The 22481-nt window shown below is 36.0% G+C and carries 22 protein-coding genes; 17 read left to right on the forward strand and 5 right to left on the reverse strand.

The features are described from left to right. Window positions 1-151: 151 nt before the first annotated feature. The 9 genes from AC2CGN_RS21020 to AC2CGN_RS21060 all read left to right on the forward strand — a co-directional run bounded on the left by AC2CGN_RS21020 (window position 152) and on the right by AC2CGN_RS21060 (window position 8730). A complete protein-coding gene (locus AC2CGN_RS21020) occupies window positions 152-1297 on the forward strand; it encodes a M20 peptidase aminoacylase family protein (protein ID WP_369593947.1) in 1146 nt (381 codons plus the stop codon). Beyond that, window positions 1297-2121: a GNAT family N-acetyltransferase gene (locus AC2CGN_RS21025; protein ID WP_429986241.1), complete on the forward strand. Its 825-nt coding sequence runs from the start codon at window positions 1297-1299 to the stop codon at window positions 2119-2121. The genes AC2CGN_RS21020 and AC2CGN_RS21025 overlap by 1 nt, the downstream gene beginning before the upstream one ends. Window positions 2122-2143: 22 nt before the next feature. Then, the gene (gene menC, locus AC2CGN_RS21030; protein ID WP_484516048.1) at window positions 2144-3250 is read left to right on the forward strand and encodes an o-succinylbenzoate synthase; all 1107 of its coding nucleotides are present in this window, start codon (window positions 2144-2146) and stop codon (window positions 3248-3250) included. Between the two features lie 97 nt (window positions 3251-3347). Beyond that, window positions 3348-4400 (forward strand): YkvI family membrane protein, encoded by a 1053-nt coding sequence (locus AC2CGN_RS21035; RefSeq protein ID WP_429988209.1) that lies wholly within the window; start codon window positions 3348-3350, stop codon window positions 4398-4400. A gap of 288 nt (window positions 4401-4688) precedes the next feature. Next, on the forward strand, window positions 4689-5639 hold the full coding sequence (locus AC2CGN_RS21040; protein WP_286923314.1) for an ABC transporter permease: 951 nt from the start codon (window positions 4689-4691) through the stop codon (window positions 5637-5639). Then, window positions 5632-6585 (forward strand): iron chelate uptake ABC transporter family permease subunit, encoded by a 954-nt coding sequence (locus tag AC2CGN_RS21045; protein ID WP_429983261.1) that lies wholly within the window; start codon window positions 5632-5634, stop codon window positions 6583-6585. The genes AC2CGN_RS21040 and AC2CGN_RS21045 overlap by 8 nt, the downstream gene beginning before the upstream one ends. Further along, window positions 6582-7343 (forward strand): iron ABC transporter ATP-binding protein, encoded by a 762-nt coding sequence (locus AC2CGN_RS21050; protein ID WP_283869842.1) that lies wholly within the window; start codon window positions 6582-6584, stop codon window positions 7341-7343. The genes AC2CGN_RS21045 and AC2CGN_RS21050 overlap by 4 nt, the downstream gene beginning before the upstream one ends. Before the next feature lie 63 nt (window positions 7344-7406). Continuing rightward, window positions 7407-8414: a siderophore ABC transporter substrate-binding protein gene (locus AC2CGN_RS21055; protein ID WP_484516051.1), complete on the forward strand. Its 1008-nt coding sequence runs from the start codon at window positions 7407-7409 to the stop codon at window positions 8412-8414. A 1-nt stretch (window position 8415) separates the two neighbouring features. Next, entirely contained in the window at window positions 8416-8730 is a 315-nt protein-coding gene (locus AC2CGN_RS21060) for an antibiotic biosynthesis monooxygenase family protein (protein WP_429989466.1), read from the forward strand. A gap of 146 nt (window positions 8731-8876) precedes the next feature. On the opposite strand, the gene AC2CGN_RS21065 is transcribed toward AC2CGN_RS21060, so the two are convergent. Continuing rightward, a complete protein-coding gene (locus AC2CGN_RS21065) occupies window positions 8877-9533 on the reverse strand; it encodes a hypothetical protein (RefSeq protein WP_429989467.1) in 657 nt (218 codons plus the stop codon). A gap of 357 nt (window positions 9534-9890) precedes the next feature. Here AC2CGN_RS21065 and AC2CGN_RS21070 point away from each other — a divergent pair, with 357 nt between their 5' ends. From AC2CGN_RS21070 to AC2CGN_RS21095, 6 genes are all read left to right on the forward strand, one after another. Next, complete coding sequence (locus tag AC2CGN_RS21070) at window positions 9891-10793, forward strand: polyprenyl synthetase family protein (RefSeq protein WP_484516053.1); 903 nt, start codon at window positions 9891-9893, stop codon at window positions 10791-10793. Window positions 10794-10805: 12 nt separating this feature from the next. Further along, the gene (gene comX / locus AC2CGN_RS21075; protein ID WP_286923321.1) at window positions 10806-10964 is read left to right on the forward strand and encodes a competence pheromone ComX; all 159 of its coding nucleotides are present in this window, start codon (window positions 10806-10808) and stop codon (window positions 10962-10964) included. 17 nt (window positions 10965-10981) lie between these two features. After that, window positions 10982-13261, forward strand: a complete 2280-nt coding sequence (locus tag AC2CGN_RS21080) for a sensor histidine kinase (protein WP_484516099.1) — start codon at window positions 10982-10984, stop codon at window positions 13259-13261. A gap of 10 nt (window positions 13262-13271) precedes the next feature. Then, complete coding sequence (locus AC2CGN_RS21085; protein ID WP_484516055.1) at window positions 13272-13859, forward strand: response regulator; 588 nt, start codon at window positions 13272-13274, stop codon at window positions 13857-13859. Between the two features lie 434 nt (window positions 13860-14293). Beyond that, complete coding sequence (locus AC2CGN_RS21090; RefSeq protein WP_484516057.1) at window positions 14294-15193, forward strand: hypothetical protein; 900 nt, start codon at window positions 14294-14296, stop codon at window positions 15191-15193. A gap of 250 nt (window positions 15194-15443) precedes the next feature. Next, the gene (locus tag AC2CGN_RS21095; RefSeq protein ID WP_429983256.1) at window positions 15444-16049 is read left to right on the forward strand and encodes a phosphatase PAP2 family protein; all 606 of its coding nucleotides are present in this window, start codon (window positions 15444-15446) and stop codon (window positions 16047-16049) included. A gap of 69 nt (window positions 16050-16118) precedes the next feature. On the opposite strand, the gene AC2CGN_RS21100 is transcribed toward AC2CGN_RS21095, so the two are convergent. Genes AC2CGN_RS21100 through thrC form a run of 3 tightly spaced genes read right to left on the reverse strand, consistent with a single transcriptional unit; the run spans window position 16119 to window position 18798 of the window. Beyond that, entirely contained in the window at window positions 16119-16802 is a 684-nt protein-coding gene (locus AC2CGN_RS21100) for an MtnX-like HAD-IB family phosphatase (RefSeq protein WP_484516060.1), read from the reverse strand. A 53-nt stretch (window positions 16803-16855) separates the two neighbouring features. Further along, entirely contained in the window at window positions 16856-17749 is an 894-nt protein-coding gene (gene thrB, locus AC2CGN_RS21105) for a homoserine kinase (RefSeq protein WP_484516062.1), read from the reverse strand. After that, window positions 17746-18798, reverse strand: a complete 1053-nt coding sequence (thrC, locus tag AC2CGN_RS21110) for a threonine synthase (protein ID WP_286923326.1) — start codon at window positions 18796-18798, stop codon at window positions 17746-17748. Before thrC ends, thrB begins: the two co-directional genes overlap by 4 nt. A gap of 204 nt (window positions 18799-19002) precedes the next feature. Between thrC and AC2CGN_RS21115 the strand changes: the two genes are divergently transcribed. Both AC2CGN_RS21115 and AC2CGN_RS21120 read left to right on the forward strand, forming a co-directional pair. After that, complete coding sequence (locus AC2CGN_RS21115; RefSeq protein WP_429988202.1) at window positions 19003-20232, forward strand: MFS transporter; 1230 nt, start codon at window positions 19003-19005, stop codon at window positions 20230-20232. Window positions 20233-20633: 401 nt separating this feature from the next. Next, window positions 20634-21497 carry a MurR/RpiR family transcriptional regulator gene (locus AC2CGN_RS21120; protein ID WP_429983251.1) on the forward strand — a complete coding sequence of 288 codons (864 nt, stop codon included), beginning with the start codon at window positions 20634-20636 and terminating at the stop codon, window positions 21495-21497. Window positions 21498-21594: 97 nt separating this feature from the next. Here the strand turns inward: AC2CGN_RS21120 and AC2CGN_RS21125 are convergent, their stop codons facing one another. After that, window positions 21595-22398: a GNAT family N-acetyltransferase gene (locus AC2CGN_RS21125; RefSeq protein ID WP_286923329.1), complete on the reverse strand. Its 804-nt coding sequence runs from the start codon at window positions 22396-22398 to the stop codon at window positions 21595-21597. Window positions 22399-22481 lie beyond the last annotated feature (83 nt).

Genomic DNA, 22481 nt, shown 5'->3' on the forward strand with positions numbered 1-22481 from the left:
CAAAGTGGAGGATAAAACACATAAAGTGACTGATAGGAAAGAGCTGTCGCTATCGTTTTATTTGCTAAATGTGGGTATAAGCTTCTATGAAAAGATTTTTTTTTAGTTATAATAATCTTACTAGTATGAAAATTAAAGGGGGCTGGTTGCTGTGAAGGAAGCATTGGATCGTTTGAGGCCAAGATTAATGGAAATTTTCACATATTTACATGCAAACCCAGAAGTAAGCTGGCATGAGGTTGAAACCACCAATTATATTTTTGATTTATTAACAAATGAAGGATTTTCACCTATACGCTTTAAAAACAGTACAGGACTTTATGTTGACGTAGGAAAAGGCAGTCCCAAGGTTGGCTTGCGAACAGACATAGATGCGTTATGGCAGGAGGTAGATGGTGTTTTTCGAGCAAATCACTCCTGTGGGCACGATGGACATATGACGATGGCTATTGGTGCTCTGTTGCTGTTAAAAGAGCAGGCTCAGTCGTTAAAGGGTACCATTCGTGTAATATTCCAGCCCGCTGAAGAAAAAGGAACAGGTGCTTTATCTGTTCTAAAGGAGGGAGTTATTGATGATTTAGACTTTTTATTCGGTGTCCATGTAAGACCGGTGCATGAACTTGAAGATGGTACATATTGTGCTGCATTGTATCATGGTGCCTCACGATTAATGGAGGGAGAAATTATTGGTGAAGATGCACATGCAGCAAGACCACATCTTGGTGTAAATGCTATTGAGGTAGGAGCAACAATTATTGAAGATTTAAGAACCATTCATACCGATCCAATGGTTCCAGTGTCCATCAAAATGACTAAATTCCACGCGGGAGGTGAATCTGGCAATATTATTCCGGGGAATGCATCCTTTACGATTGATATTCGCGCGCAGAAAAATGATGTCATGGATGCACTTGCTCAAGGTGTAAAACGGGTGATTGACTCCTCTAAAATCTTGCATAAAGTACAAATTGAATTAAGAACAGTTGCAAATATAGTCGCAGCTGAGGTAGACCCTGCCGCTCAGTACATCATGGAACAGGCGATCGTCCAAGCGACCGGATTGTCGAATTTAAGAAAGCCAGTTCATACACCAGGTGGCGAGGATTTTCATCACTATGCAGTGCAACGCCCCCATTTAAAAACAAGTATGCTCGGTTTAGGATGTGGATTAACCCCAGGGTTGCATCATCCAAAGATGAGATTTAAACAGGCAAGACTTGTAACGGGAGTTGAAATTCTGACAAGAGCGGTATTGTTAGCTTTGGAGTCGGGGAATACGAAGGAGGCATCGGCATAATGTTAGAAAGAGTGCGAATTCAAAAAATAATGACACCTACTGAGATTGCAGAAGTGCAGAGTTTAAATGCAGAGATTTGGGGAACTCAGGCTATCCCCTCACATCAATTATTGGCAGCAGTCCAAAATGGTGGACTAGTACTTGGAGCTTATTTAGAGGAAAAGCTTATTGGCTTTAACTATTGTTTTGTAGGCTATCGTGAAGGGATAATGTATTTGCACTCACACATGATTGGTGTGGAGAAATCATATCGTGAACAAGGTGTAGGAGAATTATTAAAGCACGCACAACAGGAATATGCAAGGGATCATGGGTTTCAGCTTGTGCAATGGCTATTTGAACCATTGGAAGCGCGTATGGCTAATTTGTCATTTTTGAAATTGAATGCTTTTAGTTATCAGTATGAAAATGATTATTATGGTCAGCTCCAAGATGATTTTAACGAGGGGCTGCCTTCAGATCGAATTGTTGTAGAATGGTGGATTGAGCGTGATCGAGTAGAGGATAGTTTGGATGAGCTGGAAGAGGGAGCTGAAGAAGTTGTACCGTGGTCATTGACAGTGGATGGCTTACCAGTACTAGATATCGATGGTACATTCCAGCAAGAGCAATCCTTTTATAAAGATGCTTATTTATTACCTATCCCTCAATTTTTACAAAAGATGAAAGTGGAAAGCCCTAAGCTTGCAGAGGACTGGCGTTATAAAGTTCGTACAATCTTAACAACATTATTTGAACAAGATTATGCCATTGTAAGAATGAAAAAGCACAAGGAATATGTGCATAGCTATCTGTTAGTAAGACGCTCCTTATTAGCTTTATAATAAGGTTAAGGAGTGAATATGCGTGAAACTAAAGGAAATTATTGTTAGACATATAAAAATGCCAATGAAAGCGCCTTTTGCAACGAGCTTTGGTACCATTCACGACAAAGAATTGCTACTAATAGAAGCCAAAGATCAATCAGGCACGATAGGATGGGGAGAAGCAGTTGCCTTTGTAGCACCTTGGTATACAGAGGAAACATTAAAAACAGCATGGCATATGCTGGAGGACTTTTTGATACCTATCTTGTTACATAAAGAGATTGGGCATCCAGATGAGGTTAGTACTTTATTTTCCTCGATTCGCCGTAACTGCATGGCAAAGGCCTCAATTGAAGGTGCTGTATGGGATATATACGCGCAGCAAACAAATCAATCATTGGCTAGAGCCTTAGGCGGTAAAAAGGAGCGAATAGAGGTAGGAGTTAGTGTGGGTATTCAGCCTTCAAAAGAAGTTTTACTCACTGTTATACAGAATCATCTTAAGAAGGGTTATAAACGAGTGAAAGTGAAAATTAAGCCGGGCCATGATGTGGAGGTGGTACGTGCTATTCGTTCTGAGATGCCTGATCTCCCGTTGATGGTAGACGCTAATTCAGCCTATTCATTAAATGATTTAGATGTATTGCAGCAGCTTGATGCATATAATTTATTAATGATAGAGCAGCCATTAGCTGTAGATGATATTGTGGATCATGCTAAGCTGCAAGGGAAAATAACAACACCTATTTGCTTAGACGAAAGTATCACCTGCTATGAGGATGCCCGCAAGGCAATAGAGCTTGGTAGCTGTGGTGTTATAAATATCAAGATAGGACGAGTTGGCGGATTAACCGAAGCCAAGCGAATCCATGATCTATGTAAAGAGAATAATATTCCAGTTTGGTGTGGTGGCATGCTAGAGGCAGGAATCGGACGAGCACATAATATAGCATTAACATCACTTAGCAATTTTATATTGCCTGGAGATACTGCGGGTTCTAGTCATTATTGGTATGAGGACATTATTTTTCCTGAAGTGATTGTGGAAAACGGCTATATAAGTGTGCCGCAGGCTATAGGAATAGGGTATTCTCCTAATATGAAAGTAATTGAGAAGTTGACACTTAGCAAGAAAGTTTACCAATAATTAGAGTAGGGCGTTGGCCGATTTTCCCTCTAAATTCCATATTTTTTGTGATATGCATCTCTTAGTGATTTAACATCATAAACGAGGAGAGGACTGTTTGAAGAAAAGCTTGCAAATCGGTGGTGCCTATGTAGGGATTATCGTCGGTGCAGGATTTGCATCAGGACAGGAGATCGTACTATATTTTACGAGCTATGGCTATAAAGGAATTTACGGTGCATTTCTTGCTGCTTTTGGGTTTGCTTTAATTGGTATGTGCATTGCCCAAATTAGTTCAAGATACCGTACAACATCACATAAGGATTTGATTTATCAAATATCAGGGCAATCTATGGGATTTGTGATGGATTATTTACTGTCACTCTTTCTATTTGGTGTAGCGGTTATCATGTTTGCTGGAGCGGGTGCCACATTACAGCAAATGTTTGGGCTACCTGTTTGGCTAGGAAGTATTTGCATGATTGTTCTTACGATCGCAACAGTCATGATGAATGTCAAAAGCATCATCAACATTATTGCGATAGCTACCCCTTATTTGCTAATTATAGTATCCATAATAGCGGTCTATTCATTAGCCACAATGGATTTAACCTTCGTTGAGCAGTCTGTGATTGCACAGCAGGCACGAGTAAGTTCAAAAAGCTGGTGGATGACGGCATTACTTTATATGTCTTTTAATATAGGTGTTTGTTTTTCCCTATTAACAGTAATGTGTGGTGCTATTCGCAATGAGAAGGTTGCAGGTATGGGGGGCATTATAGGTGGGATTTTGCTTGGAGCTTTAATATTGCTAATTAATCTTTCCCTTCTTGCTAAAATGAATGTCATAGTAGGATTAGACATACCGATGCTAGCATTGGCAAATGAAATTCATCCATTCGCTGGTCTTCTAATGTCCTTTTCTTTATTAGGAATGATTTATAATACTGCCGTAGGAATGTTTTATTCCTTTATGGTTCGTTTTTTTAAACCTAGCAAACCCAGTTTTAAGGTTGCGAGCGTCATTATTGGCATCTTAGGTTTTTTTGCAAGCCTCGCCGGATTTACGACGCTTGTGGCAAAGCTATATGCTGTTATGGGATATGTAGGTTTTATGTTAGTAATTTTTATTATTTTTGCATGGCTAAAAAGAAATCAACGTATTGCTTAATTAAAAAGGTGATTGAGGAAAGATAAAATATTATATTCTCAATTACCTTTTTCCTTTGTATAAGAAATTTGAAGAATAAGTGAATATTTTCAATTTACGTAATAGTAGAAAGTGTTGCTATTTTGTTATTTCTGCTCGTTTTTAAAGAATTCTAGTAAAAACGAGAACAATTCTCATTTATAGGTTGACTGAGAATGAAAACACACTTATAATGGGAATCGTGAGTAATGATAATCATTTTCACTAGAGAATGGATTACGAGCTAAAATGAATCTACCGGGGATTACAATGAAAATAAGATATCTTTTAACAGCAACTGTAGTGTTGTCGATTGTGTCACTGTTTATCGGAGTAGTGAATATTAAACCGAGTGATCTATTAGACTTCCAATCAGAAGAAACTAGACTATTTTTAATTAGTCGTGTACCTAGACTTGTAGCAATTTTACTGGCTGGTGCAGGTATGAGTATTGCTGGTTTAATTATGCAAAGCTTAAGTAGGAATAAGTTTGTGTCACCCACAACAGCAGGTACTTTAGATGCTACAAAATTGGGCGTGCTGATTTCGATGATGTTTTTTACAAATGTCACGTACTTTCAAAAAATTTCCTTCGCTTTCCTATTTGCTTTAGCCGGCACACTATTATTTATGCAAATATTAAATCGGATTAAATTTAAAGATGCAATCTTTATACCGCTTATTGGCTTGATGTTTGGGAATATCCTTTCGTCTATTACGACATTCTTTGCGTATAAGGCAGATATTATCCAAAACATTTCTGCATGGTTACAAGGAGATTTCTCATTAATGATGAAAGGTCGTTATGAACTTTTATACATAAGTGTACCCGTGCTGATTTTTGCTTACATTTATGCAAACCGTTTCACAGTCGCTGGTATGGGTGAGGACTTTGCTAAAAACCTTGGTCTCTCCTACAAGTTTGTTGTGAATTTTGGTTTAGTGTTAGTAGCCCTTATTTCAACAACAGTGGTGCTTACTGTTGGTGTGATTCCTTTCCTTGGGTTAATCATTCCAAATATCATTTCGCTGTTCAAGGGGGATAATCTTGCAAAAACATTGCCTCATACTGCTTTGCTAGGGATGTCATTCTTACTATTATGCGACATTTTAGGGCGTGTGCTGATTTACCCTTATGAAATTCCAATTAGTATGACAGTTGGTGTCATCGGAAGTGCGATCTTCCTAATTATGTTGTTTAGGGGGAAAGCATATGCGTAACCATACAAAGATGTTGATTTTAATTGGTCTTGCAGTAGCTTCTATCTTACTGTATGTATTTTATGAACTAAATGGAAACTATCATTATGCGTTCCCTCGCCGCCTTATTAAAGTCGTAGCGATGTCGTTAACGGGAATAGCTATTGCATATTCTACTGTGGTTTTTCAAACAATTACACATAATCGTATTTTAACGCCAAGTGTAATGGGACTAGATGCATTATATATGATGGTTCAAACATGTATCTATTATTTCTTTGGTTCAATGTCGATATTTGTGATTAGCGCTCAATACAATTTTTTACTTGCTGTTTCAGCAATGGTTGTCTTTGCATTAATTTTCTATCGCGTATTGTTCAAAGAGGGAAAGCGCCCAATTTACTTCTTACTGCTTGTCGGTATGATAGTAGGAACGTTTTTAGGAAGTGTGACAACGTTCTTCCAAGTTTTAATTGATCCGAATGAATTTTTAAGCTTACAAAGTAAAATGTTTGCAAGCTTCAATAATGTGAATTCGGATTTAGTGTGGCTTGCAGCTATTGCAATTATCGTTGCCTTTCTCTATGGCTGGCGACATATGAGCCAGTTAGACGTAATGTCTCTTGGTCGTGATACAGCTATTAACTTAGGAGTGCCATACGATAAGCTTGTACAACGCATGCTTATACTGTCCTCGGTATTAATTGCAGTATCTACTGCTCTTGTTGGACCCATTACATTCTTTGGTTTAATCGTAGCGAATTTATCTTATCAATTTTTCAAAACGTACAAGCACTCTGTGTTAATAGCAGGTTCTTGTGTGATGAGTATTGTTGCTTTAGTCGGTGGTCAATGGATGGTTGAACGAATTTTCAACTTTGATACAACACTTAGCGTTATTATTAACTTTGTAGGTGGCGTGTACTTCATCTACTTATTATTGAAGGAAAGTAGGTCAGCAGGATGATCCAAGTAAAGGAACTCTCCAAGTTTTTTGGCAAAAAACCGGTCATTCAAGATGTCAGTGTGGACGTTGCCCCAGGGAAAATTACGTCATTTATTGGACCAAATGGTGCAGGTAAATCAACATTACTTTCAATGGTAAGCCGTTTACTAAATGCAGATACTGGAGAAGTATTACTCGATAAATCAGATGTACGTCGTTGGAAATCAGATGACTTTGCAAAGCGAGTTTCTATTTTGAAGCAATCAAACTATATGAATGTACGTCTAACTATTCGTGAGCTTGTGTCATTTGGCCGTTTCCCTTATTCAAAAGGAAATTTAAAGCCAGAAGATGAGCTAAAGGTAGATGAAGCTATTCAATATATGAATTTAGAAGATATGCAGCACAATTATTTGGATGAATTATCAGGTGGTCAGCGTCAGCGTGCTTTTATAGCTATGGTTATAGCTCAGGATACGGACTATATACTGCTTGATGAACCACTTAACAATTTAGATATGAAGCACTCTGTGCAAATCATGAAAATTTTACGAAAGCTAGTTGATGAGCTAGGTAAAACGGTTGTTATTGTATTGCATGATATTAACTTTGCATCCGTATACTCCGATCATATCGTAGCCTTAAAAAATGGGCGTGTTGTAAAAGACGGGCCAACAAATGACATCATCAACTCGGATGCTTTGAAGGAAATCTATGATATGGATATCCCGGTTCAGGAACAGAATGGCTGTCGTATTTGTGTGTATTTTAACTCTTAGTAGTAATAGATGGTCCAACCATCATCAAACAATAAATTTTAATTTTAAAGGAGCAATTTTACAATGAAGAATTGGAAATTACTTACTGTATTAATGGCGATGATGCTATTAGTATTAGCTGCTTGTAGTTCTAAGGAAGAAGATAAAGAAGATGATAAAGGAACAACAACTGATAAACCAGCTGAAGAACAAAAGGAAGAAGCCTCAGCATATCCAATCACAATCCCAGGTAGCACAAGCGGAGAAAGCACATTTAAAGAAGTAACACTTAAGGAACAACCAAAAAACATTGTCGTATTTGACTATGGTTTCCTTGATACTTTAGATGCTTTAGGAGTAGAAGTTGCAGGTATTCCTCAACAATCTGTTCCTAGCTATTTAAGCAAATATACTGATACAACTTATGTAAATGTTGGTTCTTTAAAAGAGCCTGATTTCGAAGCTATTTCTTCAATGGCTCCTGATATTATTTTCATTTCTGGTCGTCAAGCTTCTGCTTACGAGGAACTTTCTAAAATCGCGCCTACAGTATTTGTTGGGGTAGATAACGCTAATTTTGTAGAATCATTCAAAACGAATACTGAATTAGCTGGTAAAATCTTTGGTAAAGAAAAAGAAGCTGCTGATGCATTTGCTGCATATCAAGCTAAAGTAGAAGAATTAAAAGCGAAAACTACTACATCAGAAGAGAAAGCTTTAATTGTTTTAGGCTCTGAAGGCTCATTATCTGCATATGGTCCTGGTTCACGCTTTGGTGTGATTCATGATGTATTTGGTGTAAAAGCTGCTGATGAAAACATTAAAGTTGATACTCATGGTGACAATGTAAGCTTTGAATATATTCGTGATACAAACCCAGATATTTTATTTGTAGTTGACCGTGACGCTGCTGTAAACCCAGAAGGTGAGTCAGGTACAAAAGCTGCAATTGAAAACGAAATCGTAGGTGCTACTAAAGCCGCGAAAAATAACAAAATCTTCTACCTTGATCCTCAAGTATGGTATTTATCAGGTGGTGGATTAACTTCTGAAACACAAAAAGTTGAAGATGTCTTAAAGGCGTTTAATTAATATGTTTGTACAAATTAAACGAATTGTAGTGACGGAAGGGAATTCGGATAAGGTTGTGGAACGTTTTGGTGCTAAGCCAGACGGGCCATCGCTTCTTGAGCAGCAACCTGGCTTTATTGATAAGCAGGTACTTGTTAAAAAAGTGCGCCGTGGTGATGAAGAAGTGCTAATCATGGTTCGTTGGGAATCAGAGGAAGCATGGAAAAATTGGGAGAAGAGTCCCGAGCATATTGCAGGTCACAAGGCAAGCGCAGGCAAGCCGAAGCCTGAACACGTTATTGAAAGCGGACAAGAAGTTTACTATGTAAAAGGCTAATAAAGGTAAGGTGTCTCAATTTGAGGCACCTTTTTTGATGTAAAAGAGGAGAAGGAAGGCAATAAGAAACCTTCCAAAAGACAGATAAGTGAGCGAGGGATTTGCAGATTATTAAATGGATCGTTCAATCTAGCATCAAAATTAAGTTAATGTTTAATTGTCGTTTTATTCCATGTATTAAAGGCCTTAGTAATATTAAAAGATATACCACTATCATTAATGGAAACGCCCGCTAAATTGGCGGTAGGTTGATATTGTGTCCAATTCTTTTCCTTCATCGTTGATAAATTACCAGATGAGGAGATATCCATTGCCAAATCGGTATTACTATGATAAATGGAGGAGCCAATTAAATTTTCCTCTTTTCTAATAACTGAAGTATTAGAATCACTATTAGTCATAGATGCACCTCTTGCATTAATAATGGTGCAATGTGTAGTTGTATATAGGATTGGTGCATTAATATTTAGCCCAGAGGTAAATGGAACGACTAAAGGTGATACAGACCAGCCTTCTTCAAAAACTCTTATAATTCCGTAAGGTTCAATAAACATGTCCAACCTCTGTTGAAAAGTATCCTCAAATCCAGGTATCTCACTAATAAAATTCGATAATGTAGTATTATTTTTATATTCTGCCAAGGTTTCCAAATAAGCTTGTTGCTCGGCTTTAATAATAATCTGTTCAATGCTTTGTTGTTCATATGAAGGTTTTTTGATGATAATTTCTTCTTCTGAGACAGAAATTGCACAAGAAAAAGTAGCCGTAAGGATTAGAACATTTTCATTTACTCCATTTTTCATTTCAATCACTCCCAGTTTCGGAGAATCCTTAATAGATTTAAATTCTTCCTATATTTAAATTAAATACCTTATGCCCAAATGCTTAATCGTAGCTTTATTTAAGCGTAACATCAGTAAGGACGCCATTTCAATGGTGAGTTTACGCCAAAAAATGGCGGTCGGTTAAACAACACCGCCACTTTTTTTACTAATTCTTAACAAAAAAATGGCGTGATGTCTATGAATACCGCCATTTTTTGGCGGTAATTACGTTTGAATAAAACATGGTAAATATTTACTGAAAAATAAAAGTATGTAGTATTATTTCCCATTAAAATGTATAATATTTATTAATATATTTAAAGGGGGAAGGGACTATTGAAGGGTCTTGATGAACATATTAATGAATCATTGGACATTATTTTGGAAAACGAGACTATTTTGGGCTATGATTTAAAATCGATGTTAAAAAGCTTTAAAGAGGAAAAAAGAACAGTAGGTTATTCATTTGGGAGACTCTGTGTTTTGCATTATGAAGCATTTACAGAGCGTTTAGATAAGGATATTTATAAAGTAGCCGCGGCTATTGAGCTTCTTATTTTGTCATTTGATATTATAGATGATTTGCAAGATAAGGATTCAGACTATAGCTGGAGTAAAACACCTGAGTTATCATTAAATGTTGCATTGGCTATGCTAGTAATGGCTTCTAAAATAATACGTGAAACCTCATTTGAACACAAAAATAGGGCTATTCAAATTCTTGAGGAGTACGCATTAGGTAGCATTAACGGACAGCAGCTTGATTTACTCAATACCTGTAGAGATGAGCAGTCCTATTTACAAATGATTGAACAAAAATCAGGTTCATTAACAGCTCTGAGTTGCCTAATTGGGGAAGTACTTGCGAAAGGGGAAATCTCTTCTCAGGTGAAGGAATATAGTAAATACATAGGCATTATTCAACAAATCAAAAATGATATTCAGGGTTTAAAAACCTGGGGCCGGAAAAATGATTTGCTAAATAAAAGATACTCATTGCCTATTATTTATCTTTTATCACAGAAAAATGATGTTTCAAATTCTGTAAAAAACTATTATAATGATGATATAGTTGCAGTTTTGGATAATAATGCTGCAGAAAACGAGTTGACAAATGGTGGTGCGATACGTTATGCCATTACCATTAAAAATGTCTATAAGTTTAAAGCATTGAGCTATCTTGAAAATGTAGCTATAAAAGAAGTAGGTAAAGATTACCTAAAAAAACTTATGAAATGAGGAGAGATTATTATGATGAACGTAATTCAGTATCTAGAACAAAACCCAGCCCTAGTTACACTTTTAAAGGAACAAAAAGCCTCATTGATTGGAATTTCAGCTGTGGAACAAAAAGCAATTTTAGATGCATTTAATAATGAAATTGATTTAGAGGGCGGAATTTGGAACTAAAATTATTATCAGGTAGGATTTTTTGGCGCGCTATAAGTCTCTATTTAGCAATTGGTCTTTTTTTGCTATATGTGAATTATAGCGGGCCTTTTTTGAATATAGGGCTTAAGGAAGAGGAAGGACAATGGGTAATCACTGATTTCTATTACAAAGAATGGGCAATGAATCAAAATATATCTACAGGTGATATTGTTGTAAATGTTAATGATACACCGATTGAAGATTTGGATAATGTTAAATATTTATCTACAATATTATCTGCGCATGATTTAACGATCATTAAACAGAACGGGGAGAAAGTAAATGTAAAGATACATCATTTTGATATCCCTCAGCAATTTTACTATCTTTTGGTGATGCCTGCTTGTTATTATTTTATAACTTTAATTATCACTTCTTACCTTTACTTTAAACAAAAAAATACAAAACTTATAAATCTACTAATTCTTTTTATGCTCACAGTTTCTATAGCATACGTTAGTAGCGGAGCTTCGGGAAGATTGAATTCTGCTGGGATTATCATTAACCGTGGAAGCATGTTGTTATGCCTAGTGTTATTACTACACTTTTTAAGGAATTATTATACATTTTTAAAAACAAACTGGTTGCTTTCTAACAATATTAAATTATTTTATTTACTACCCGTGATAGCCATGATTTTGGGCTGTATTGGCATTATATATCCATCTTCTCATAATTTACTTTCTAATGTTGTATTAGCTATTTTCTTCATTTTCCTAATTATCATACTTAGTATATTATTGCTAAGCTATTTCAAATATAAATCGCCTCAGTTGAAGATGTTGCTGAATAGTATTATGATTCCTTTTCTGCCATTCCTATTTCTATATGCATTCCCTAACATCTTATTTCATCGATACATTCTTTCAGCTGAAATTAGTGCTCTATTTTTATTATTAATTCCTTTTAGTTTTATTTTTACACAGCTAGCTGAACGATTATTTGATATTGAATATCATATTACAAGACTTCGTTATTATGTGATTTTTTCATTATTGTTTACTGTGTGGTTTACAGTTGGCTTATATTGGATTGCAGGTAAATACTTAACGATGACTGTCGTATCAGGTGTTTCATTCTTTACCTTTGTATCTGTAGTTGTACTTTTTTACATAAAAGAAAAGGTTGATTATCGAAAACGAAAAATCCTATTTTCAACAAAAGGTGATTACATACATCAGCTATATACTGCGGTAGATCGAATTGGTAAAACTATTAAAATAGATGAACTATTAAAGAAATTTGCGCAAGAGGTTTCGCTGCATCTTGAGCTAGAGGATGTATTTGTATTAACCTATGACTATGGTATCCATCAATTTACTTCAACGGCTGAGGGAAAAAGGCTTTCGTTTAATCCTATAGTTATAGAGGATTTGAAATTGGGAGAGATTCGAAAAATCGACAAAGTCTACATAGCCTTTCTCCATCAAGATGCTCATTGTAAAAGAGCCTTAGTATTGGGGCATAATAATTCGATTCATTTAAAAGAAGAAGAGCTTTTATGGCTAGAATTGCTCCTGCTTTATGTTAATAATTTTATTGAAAATACAAAGATGGTGGAAGAACTGTTAGAGGAATTAAAGCATATGAAGCAAGCAGACGATAGTCATTTACCGTGGTTAAACAAACTACTCTGGCTACGCTTTGAAGAAGAAAAATATCAATTGGCACAGGAATTACATGATACCAATTTGCAAGAGCAACTGCATATTGCTCGAGAGGTTGATGCTCTTGTTAATGCAAAGAACACGGCAGAAATTCAAGAAAAACTTGCAAAAATTCATAAGCAGATGGTTGCTTCCCTACATGATTTAAGAACCTATTGTGAAAATTTGAAGCCTCCATTACTTGATACGTTAGGATTAAATGCAGCTTTAGAGAAGCTGATTCGAAAGGTAACAGAAAGAGCTAATTTTATGTTACTTTATACGATAGATCGCCTTTACCTAGAGGATGAACGTATGAACTTAATGATCTATCGACTCTTTCAGGAATTGCTCAATAATGCTTTAAAACATTCCTACGCTAGAACGGTTGAAATACATCTTCAAGAGACTGATGATGGATTTGAAATTTTTTACAAAGATGATGGTATTGGCTGCAATGTTGATGATATTATTATTGCAGAATCAATGGGGATTCGTGGTATGCAAGAGCGTGTAAAAGCCTTTAATGGGCAATTTTATATTGAGTCGCAAATTAATGAAGGGATGTCGATTAGAATTACAGTAAAAGAAGGAAGTGACACACTTGATTACGATGCTCATAGTGGATGATCACCCTATTGTGTTAGAGGGAACAAAAAATTTATTTCAAGAAAACGAAGACATTATCGTTGATACAGAATGCGATGCAACAAATGTTATCCAGAGAATTAGAAATAACCCCTATGATATTTATTTGATAGATATAAATATGCCATTAGAAAATGGTATAAATTTAGCCCGTAACATTAAAGCTATTCAGTCAAAAGCTTCAATTATTCTTTATACAGGTGATGATATTACGGATTATTATCCGCTTATCTTAGAAAGAAAAATAGAAGGAATTTTGGCGAAAACAGCTTCCAAGGAACAAATATTACGGACTGTACGCGCTATTGCTAATGGAGAAATTGTTTTACCTCAAAATTTCTTAGACTTTCTCGATAATAGATTTAAATTGCAAGATGCTAAGCTTGATATTCATTTAAATGAAAAAGAAAAGAAAATTTTAAGATTAATTGCCGAAGGACATACGAATAAGGCGATAGCAATTGAGCTAAATATTCCTCAGCGAACAACAGAAAGATATTTAACACAGTTGTTTTCTTTGCTAAATGTTGACTCACGTACAGAGGCTGTAAATCTTGCTGAAAGAATGAATTTACTCTAGTGCAACTATATGTTATAATAAAATGGAACTGGTATATATTTCAATAAAAAGGGAGACATTAGGTAGTTTCAAACTCCCATATATTAACTTAGGTAAAATTTCCTTATTAACAATACTAAATGCCTATATTTTTCTTTTGACACCGCCAAAAAATGGCGGTGTTTTTTATATATACGCCAAATCACGCCAAAATTTTCATTAAAGACCGCCATAAAATTGGCGTAAACCTAACATTGAAATGGCGGTATAAGTACTGGTACGCTTATGTTAATCGTGGTTAAGTAAATTTTGCTGTAGTAAGTAATAATAGACAAAAAATTTGTAAAAAAGGTACCTTGCTATCTATGAATAAAGTAGAAATTGTAGATTTTTTAAAGTTACTAGCTAGTCAACGTACTTCACCATAAAACTTTATATAAAGGTAGGCGTGTATTTTGAAAGTAGAACTTGAAAATTTATTTTCTATAGATGAATCTAATCAAGATCAAGTCATTAAAGTGTATAATCGCTATGGAATTTTTATCGGTGCGCCTGAAATTAGAAAAAGAAATTTAAAGGCATCATTTAATCCAATTTTTACATTAAATGAAGAAGTAACATATGAACAAGTAGCTGCATTATATAAATCTTTGGAGCGCGAATTAGGGATTGTTTCTATTGGAGAACGTTTTTACTTTGATTTTTCAGATAATGAATATGAGCAAGCACCATTGTTTACGTTAAATTCAACAGGCAATTCACCTGATATGTTTGTTGACGATAAAGGAACTCTATTTTCCATAAGTACTTATTGTCAACATTGTGGGCTAATGGAAAAAGAGCAACTTTCACCAATTGTTATTGATACAACAGAAATGAAAGATCGCCATCTTGTACACGTGAGCGGATATTGGATAGCTTCACAGGAATTAGTAGCATTAATGGAGCAGGAGGACATTCAAGGTTATGAGCTACTTGAGGTAATCCATCAGGGGACAGAGGAAGGTAAGCAAAAGGCATTTCAAATTATACCTACACAAGTATTGCCCCAATGTAGTAATGAAAGAGTGAAATTATATTTTGCAACGGAGCAACCGCCATGTCGATGTGGATTAAGTGGTGTTATTAATGGCCCAGATATATACAAGAATGAAGACTTGAAAGATCTGACAGGTGATGTATTCTACTCAGCAGAGTGGAGTCATGATGGCAGATATTTGTACCGAAAAACTTTGTTTAGTAGAAAGTTCAGAGAAATTATTATTAAAAACAATATTTCTCGTGAGGTAAGAGGCGAAAAGGATAAAAACTTTGGACCTAGAGATTGGTTATTTGACCCTGTACTTTTAAAATAAGCTTTCTGACAATGATATAAAGATGAGGAAGTGTTTATTTTGTTTAGAAAAATAATACCTATCATTGCAATATTGTTTATCGTTGCATTAGCTGTTTCCAATTATTTCAATACAACTAATAAAATAACATTTGTTATGGTTCAAGAAAATGAAAGCAGTTGTTCATTGATCTAGACAAATGGAATATTTACCCCTTGCTAATTAAAATATGATATGATGTGGAAAATAAAATAGCAGGGTGAAGTAAGGAATGAAAACTTTGGTATATCCATTAGCATTATTAACAGTAATTATCTATTGTTGGCTACAGGCTAATTTTCAAAGTCATTCGATTGAAAATTTTGATACAAAAATGGCAGAGTTTTTTTTCGGGAATCGTTTTATTGAATTTTTTCATTATATCGGTGAACCTGTATTTGTAATTTTTGTAGCTCTTATTTTAATTGTTTATTTAGCTTGGCAGGCAAAAAATTATCGAGGTATTTTATTTGTTTTATTAACAATAGCGGGTGGTAATGTACTGAATCAAATTTTAAAAAAATGGGTACAACGACCACGACCTGAAATCGAAGAGCAACTTACTTCTTTCAGTTTTCCATCTGGACATTCTATGACAGGGATTTTATATTTATTCACAACAGCCTATATTTTATCGGAAAACAATAGTAAAGGACGTAAAATCTTGCTTTGGATTGGCGCAATCATTTTAACTGTTCTTATTGGTTTGTCTCGAGTTGCTGGTGCTCGTCATTTTGCTTCCGATGTGTTGGCTGGCTGGAGCATGGGCTATACGTGGTTCATCATTTGTATGTTTTGGTATGGACGTCGAAAGCGATATTTTCAAAGAAATCAATAATGGCATGTATAGAGGGAGCTGGCATACTAAGCATAGCTCCCTTTGTTATATAAAAATTTAAGTAGCTTATTATAAGGGAATACCTTGCTCAACCTCTATAAGCTTTTTTACAACCTCTAAGCAGTCATAAAATGTTTCGAATGGTTTATAGGGAAGATCGAGTTCTTTACAGCGTGTTATAAGATGATCTCTAGCAAGTACTAAGTCTGCCTGTTTAGCAGCCTCAAAATCAGATAGGGAGTCTCCAATCACAATTTTAAAATAATCACTATGTGTAACTTTGCGCATGACACTTGGCTTACAGCAGCCACAACCCTGCGTATTAAAATTAGAACATTCCTCATCACAACTGTTTGGAAAGACAAGCTTAATTTGCCGCCCCGAAAAATCAGCACGATTACAATATATACCCGAAAATGGCCCGTAGCTTTCTAACAGTGGGTCTATGAAAAAATCAACTCCGCTACTAACGATATAAAATGGAATCTGCTTTTCCTGTGCAAAGCTCACAAAATCCCCAAAGCCGTCACGTATAATGACCGTATCTAATAAATAGTCGATGATAGCTTCTTTTTGGTTAGCTAACAATAGCTCGAACATGGCTGAAACACCTTCTTTAAAGGATATGGTTTGTTCCATCATTGCTTTTGCGATTTTCTCAGAATCCTCTGGTACGAATTGAGTCATGAGTGAGACGATATTATCAGTTTCTGTTATGGTGCCATCGAAATCACAGAAAATAATTGGTTTCAAGCTACTTCCTCCTTCAAGAAAAAACGTCTACCTTTTCAGTAGACGTTTAAACATTACTTTACTTGTATACCATGTTCATCGGCTTTTGTTAGGATAATTTGATGATCTGGAAATTTATTTTTCATAGCTTTTACAAAATCGTCAGCAATAGTGGTTGGAATAATGGAAATAAGCGTTGGTCCAGCTCCACTTAATGCTGTTCCAAATGCACCATTCGCCTTAGCCTCTTTATGAATTTCTGTATAGTTTGGAATTAATTTTGCCCGGAATGGCTCATGGAATAAATCAGCTTCCATATAGAGACCAGCTCGCTTGAAATCACGTGCCATTAATGCAGCGGCGAGCATATTGGCATTTGCTGAAGCATGCACTGCATATGTGCGTTCAAATTGCTCTGGTAGCACAGAACGAGATTCGCTTGTTTTTAGTTCAACATCCGGTACAAAGACCACAAAGGCAGCGTCAATATCATTGACATGGAATGTATCGACAATGCCGTTCTCATTCATTGAAGAAATGGTTAAGCCACCTAATACTGATGCGGTTGCATTATCTGGATGTCCTTCAATTTGTGAGGATAAATTAAGTTTATCCTGCACAGATAAGCCTAACTCACAGACCTGGTTAGCAAGCTCGATGCCAGCCACAATAACGGCTGCGCTACTTCCTAAACCACGTGCTAATGGAAGCTCACTTGCCATCTCTACACGACACGCAGGGAGCTGTTCTCCGAATTGATCAGCAATTTTTTTAGCAATTACGTATAGTAAATGCTCCTCTAACTCAAACTCTTTAGGACCATTATCATCGAGATGGATAATTTCCCAGTTTTCTTGAACAGAAACAGTTAGCTTTAAGTAAAGGGACAAGCCAAGTCCTATCGAATCAAAGCCAGGGCCTAGATTGGCTGTGCTCCCAGGAACTGAGATTTGCCACATTTTACTCATAGTACGCCCTCAATGTATTGGCGAATTTCTTCTTCATTATTTTTAAGAGAAACAACCTCTACTGTTGAAACATTCATTGCAGTATCAGGATCTTTTAGTCCATTACCTGTGAAGATTGTAACAACTTTTGAGCCTTTAGCGATTTTGCCATTTTCAACAGATTTAATAACACCAGCTAATGATGCAGCAGAGCCTGGTTCTACGAAAATGCCCTCTGTACCAGCAATTAATCTATAGGCTGCAACGATTTCTTCGTCTGTAACGGAATCAATAATGCCACCAGACTCATCTCGAGCTGCCTCTGCTAATTTCCAACTTGCTGGATTTCCGATACGTATTGCTGTTGCTACAGTTTCTGGTTCAGCAATTGGTTCTCCTTTTACAATGGCTGCGGCACCTTCCGCTTCAAAGCCATACATCTTTGGAAGACCACAGCTTTTTGCAGCGTTGTATTCTTTAAAGCCCTTCCAGTATGCAGTAATGTTGCCTGCATTACCAACAGGGATGCATAGATAATCTGGTGCTGCTCCTAAAGCATCTACGATTTCGAATGAGGCTGTTTTTTGACCCTCAATCCGGTATGGATTTACTGAGTTTACAAGAGCTACAGGAGTAGTTTCACTTACTTGACGGACAATGTTTAAGGCATCGTCAAAGTTTCCGTCGATTTCGATAATCTTTGCACCATACATTGTTGCCTGTGCTAGCTTACCTAGAGCTACTTTGCCCTTAGGAATAACTACAATTGACTGGATTCCAGCGCGTGTTGCATAAGCAGCAGCTGCAGCTGAAGTGTTACCTGTAGACGCACAGATTACGCATTTGCTTCCATCTTCAATGGCCTTTGCAACGGCAAATACCATACCTCTATCTTTGAATGAGCCTGTTGGATTTGCTCCTTCGATTTTTCCATAAAGCTCAATCCCAAGCTTTTTGGATAAGTTTACTAAATGTATAAGAGGTGTATTACCTTCGTTTAAAGTTAGGGCAGGTGTATTTTCTGTTACGGGTAAAAATTGTTTATATTCTTCAATTAAGCCTTTCCACATAACGTTTACGATCTCCTTTTGTTCTTATAGAAAGAACAGTTGTTTTTGTATAAAAGACATTTTAACGCAAATCGTACTATATTTTCAATAGCATTTAAGAAATTGTCGAAACAATTCGGTAATTTGAATATTGCTTGTCACTTTCTTGAAACAACTGTATAGTATACACATAATGTAAAGTCAAGTGTAAAGACAGGTGGTTATATGACAACAAACACAGTTAAAACAAATAAGACTCAACAATCTATCTCGCGTAATAAGCTTTTAGGGGTAGCGGGTGTTGGCTGGCTTTTCGATGCAATGGATGTAGGAATTTTATCGTTCGTGATTGCAGCTCTAGCAGCAGATTGGGGGCTAGCACCTAATCAATCAGGTTGGATAGGGAGCATTAATTCTATCGGAATGGCTGTAGGGGCACTCGTTTTCGGTGTATTTGCTGATAAAGTAGGCAGAAAACAAATTTTTATGTGGACATTGGTATTGTTTTCGATTGCAAGTGGTTTATCCGCGTTTACAACTACTTTATTTGCATTTATGGCCTTACGCTTTTTAGTAGGCATGGGGCTTGGTGGAGAGCTTCCTGTTGCCTCAACATTAGTTTCTGAAAGTGTTGAAGCTAAGGAAAGAGGAAGGGTAGTTGTTTTACTAGAAAGCTTCTGGGCAGCAGGGTGGTTAATTGCAGCACTGATATCCTATTTTGTTATTCCTACATGGGGCTGGCGTGTTGCTTTATTGTTAACAGCGCTTCCAGCAGTATATGCAATTTATCTTCGCTGGCATTTACCAGATTCGCCTCAGTTTACGGTAAAAGCAGAATCGAAGAAACGTAGTATAGGACAAAATATTGTAGAAGTATGGTCGAAGAAATATGCGCGTTCCACTTTTATGCTGTGGGTGCTATGGTTCACGGTAGTATTTTCTTATTACGGAATGTTTTTATGGCTTCCTAGTGTTATGGTTGGTAAAGGATTTGATATGATCTCAAGCTTTAAATATGTGCTCATTATGACGCTTGCTCAGCTGCCTGGCTATTTCACTGCCGCGTGGTTTATAGAAAAATTTGGGCGGAAATTTGTACTTGTTTCCTATTTAATTGGAACGGCTGTAAGTGCTTTCATTTTTGGGAATGCTGAGACGCTGGCAGTCTTGTTAACGTCTGGGATGTTTTTGTCATTCTTTAATTTAGGAGCATGGGGTGCTCTTTATGCTTATACTCCTGAGCAATATCCGGCTGTGATTCGTGGTACAGGTGCGGGGATGGCGGCAGCAGTTGGACGTATCGGGGGTATTTTTGGTCCTCTTCTGGTAGGTTCATTATTAACAGCGGGGTATGATATTGGTTTTATTTTTGCAATTTTCTGCGGAGCTATCATTATTGGCGTTGTTGGAGTGCTATTTTTAGGAAAAGAGACAAAACAAATCGAATTAGATTAATTAGAAATGTCTTGGGCTATTAATAGTCCAAGACATTTTATTTTTGGTAAGTATAATGCTGTTTTACAAAAAGGCTATTAATTATTGCTCTTTTAATACATAAAAATTAGAATTTGTTAATTTTTATACAATTAATTTCTTGAATCTGTTAAAATAAAAAATCAATATAAAGTTCCTTTCAATTAATTAAGTTGATAAAGATACTAGGGTTAATAAAAATATAATGAATTTTTGTCAATTTATTGCGAACTATTATATTAGCAAGTTAAAGCGCTAAAGATTTTTCTGAAAAGTCATTGTATTCAAATTGTAATCGTGATACTGTATTTTTAATCGAATTTAGAGTCAGTAGTAAACAATCTCCATTCGTGATAATTTCATTGAAAGAAAGGTTGTTAGGGATGAGCATTAATGAAGAAATAAAAAGAAGGTTTGTTAGGTTATCGAAGGGACAACGCAAAGTTGCACAATTTGTTATGAACAACCCCACGGCTGTAATTGGTAACGGTGCGGCTGAAGTTGGGAGACAAGCAAATGTGAGTGAATCGACAGTTATCCGTTTTTGCTATGCGATGGATTTATCGGGTTATGTAGAGCTTCAGGAAGAAATTAGAGGTTATTTATTGTCTCAAAATGGGACTAGTCTTCAACCTACATATACTTCAAATAAACAGCAAAACACAGGCTTTGGTAAGATTATGCAACGTGATAGTCAAAATATTCAAGATACAATCCATCTGATTAATGACAGTATGCTGCAGAAAAGTTCGAAATGGATGCATACGGCAGATAATATTTATATTTTAGGTACTCGTCAAGCTGCATCTATTGCAAACTGGTTCTCATATACACTAAGAACTTTACGCTCAAATGTTAAGCAGCTTCGTTCAGATTCCGATGATATTGTTCAGCAAATTAATAGCATGGGAGAGCATACAACACTAATCGTTTTCTCATGTGATAAGCATACTAATGATATAAAAACTATCGTTGAAATTGCAAAGATGAAAAAGGCAAAAATAATTGCCATTACAGGTTCAGCTTTGTCACCTATTCGTGATTATGCAAGTGCAATATTTGCACTTGGTATGAAAAACCAAACGTCTCTTGATATTGTTCCCGTTTTATTTTCGTTTCTACATGCGTTAATTGAGGAAATGATTAGTCAGGATAAGGCGCAATATGATAAATATCAGCAATCCTATGAACAAGTAGAAAATAATTTATTATTCTTAGATGCAGCAAGAGAAAAGCAAGTTTTTTAAGGCATTAGGCGCGTAGAACATTACTGTTCTATGCGTTTTTTGGAGGAAACAGAAAAAAAAGATGCCCAAATAAGTTTTAGACACCTTGAAAAGAAGCTTATAAAATTTTACTGAAGCTGTATTCGTTCATGTAGCGATTGTTTAACTTAATGGCGTTTTTTCGAATTCCTTCTTGCTGAAAACCTAATTTGTTGAATAAGTTTAAGGCGATATCATTATGCTCCATAACAGACAATTCTAAGCGTGAGATTTCTCGCTGTTTAGACCATTTCTCAACTGCCTCCATGAGTGCTAAACCAATTCCTTTTCCTTGGTACTCTTCCTTAACAGCTAGGTGAATAGATGCAACGTGTTTATTTTTAGAATGCTTGTGGCCATGGATAACTGCATAGCCAGCAAAACTACCATTTAATATACAAAGTAAAATTGTTCTGTTTTTTAGTTGCTTCCAGTAGGTTAAATTTTTACGAAGCTGTTGTACAGTTAAATCTAATTCATCTTGGACGTTATACATAAAGTCAGTTTGTTCAAAGATCTCTTCCTGTAAATGTATAAATGATCTAGCATCTGATGCTTCGATTGCTCGGATTATGTAGGCAGATGGGATGTCATCATCATTAGAGATATTATTCGCTGTAGCCTTCATTTGTGTACGTGAGAAAGTTACACTAGTTCCAAGTTTAATGTCAATGACGTAGTAACCTGCATTTGTCCATGTCAAATAGTGTGTAAGAGGAGGCTTTGTTTTTTTCCACCAGCTTTTATTCAAATAAGCTGCATTTGGTAAGGCTTGTCCCATAATATTTTCGAGTTCGCTAAAGGATAAAGTAATTTCTTGTTGTAAAGCTACTTCAAAATAATTTGCTAAAGGAATATACTTTTTTTCCATCTTCTTTGTCATTGTTATCCCCATTTCCTGTATATCCTAAAATATAGACTATCTGATAATAGCATAAACTTATGGTTTCTTAAATATAAAAACGC

Source organism: Lysinibacillus sp. DFXJR4, from assembly GCF_057196045.1.

Excerpts from the sequence above, each read along its gene's own strand:
- AC2CGN_RS21025 (WP_429986241.1), top strand. The coding sequence starts at position 1,297 with ATGTTAGAAAGAGTGCGAATTCAAAAAATAATGACACCTACTGAGATT.
- AC2CGN_RS21040 (WP_286923314.1), top strand. The coding sequence starts at position 4,689 with ATGAAAATAAGATATCTTTTAACAGCAACTGTAGTGTTGTCGATTGTG.
- AC2CGN_RS21045 (WP_429983261.1), top strand. The coding sequence starts at position 5,632 with ATGCGTAACCATACAAAGATGTTGATTTTAATTGGTCTTGCAGTAGCT.
- AC2CGN_RS21050 (WP_283869842.1), top strand. The coding sequence starts at position 6,582 with ATGATCCAAGTAAAGGAACTCTCCAAGTTTTTTGGCAAAAAACCGGTC.
- AC2CGN_RS21055 (WP_484516051.1), top strand. The coding sequence starts at position 7,407 with ATGAAGAATTGGAAATTACTTACTGTATTAATGGCGATGATGCTATTA.
- AC2CGN_RS21060 (WP_429989466.1), top strand. The coding sequence starts at position 8,416 with ATGTTTGTACAAATTAAACGAATTGTAGTGACGGAAGGGAATTCGGAT.
- AC2CGN_RS21065 (WP_429989467.1), bottom strand. The coding sequence starts at position 9,533 with ATGAAAAATGGAGTAAATGAAAATGTTCTAATCCTTACGGCTACTTTT.
- comX (WP_286923321.1), top strand. The coding sequence starts at position 10,806 with ATGATGAACGTAATTCAGTATCTAGAACAAAACCCAGCCCTAGTTACA.
- AC2CGN_RS21095 (WP_429983256.1), top strand. The coding sequence starts at position 15,444 with ATGAAAACTTTGGTATATCCATTAGCATTATTAACAGTAATTATCTAT.
- thrB (WP_484516062.1), bottom strand. The coding sequence starts at position 17,749 with ATGAGTAAAATGTGGCAAATCTCAGTTCCTGGGAGCACAGCCAATCTA.
- thrC (WP_286923326.1), bottom strand. The coding sequence starts at position 18,798 with ATGTGGAAAGGCTTAATTGAAGAATATAAACAATTTTTACCCGTAACA.
- AC2CGN_RS21115 (WP_429988202.1), top strand. The coding sequence starts at position 19,003 with ATGACAACAAACACAGTTAAAACAAATAAGACTCAACAATCTATCTCG.
- AC2CGN_RS21120 (WP_429983251.1), top strand. The coding sequence starts at position 20,634 with ATGAGCATTAATGAAGAAATAAAAAGAAGGTTTGTTAGGTTATCGAAG.
- AC2CGN_RS21125 (WP_286923329.1), bottom strand. The coding sequence starts at position 22,398 with ATGACAAAGAAGATGGAAAAAAAGTATATTCCTTTAGCAAATTATTTT.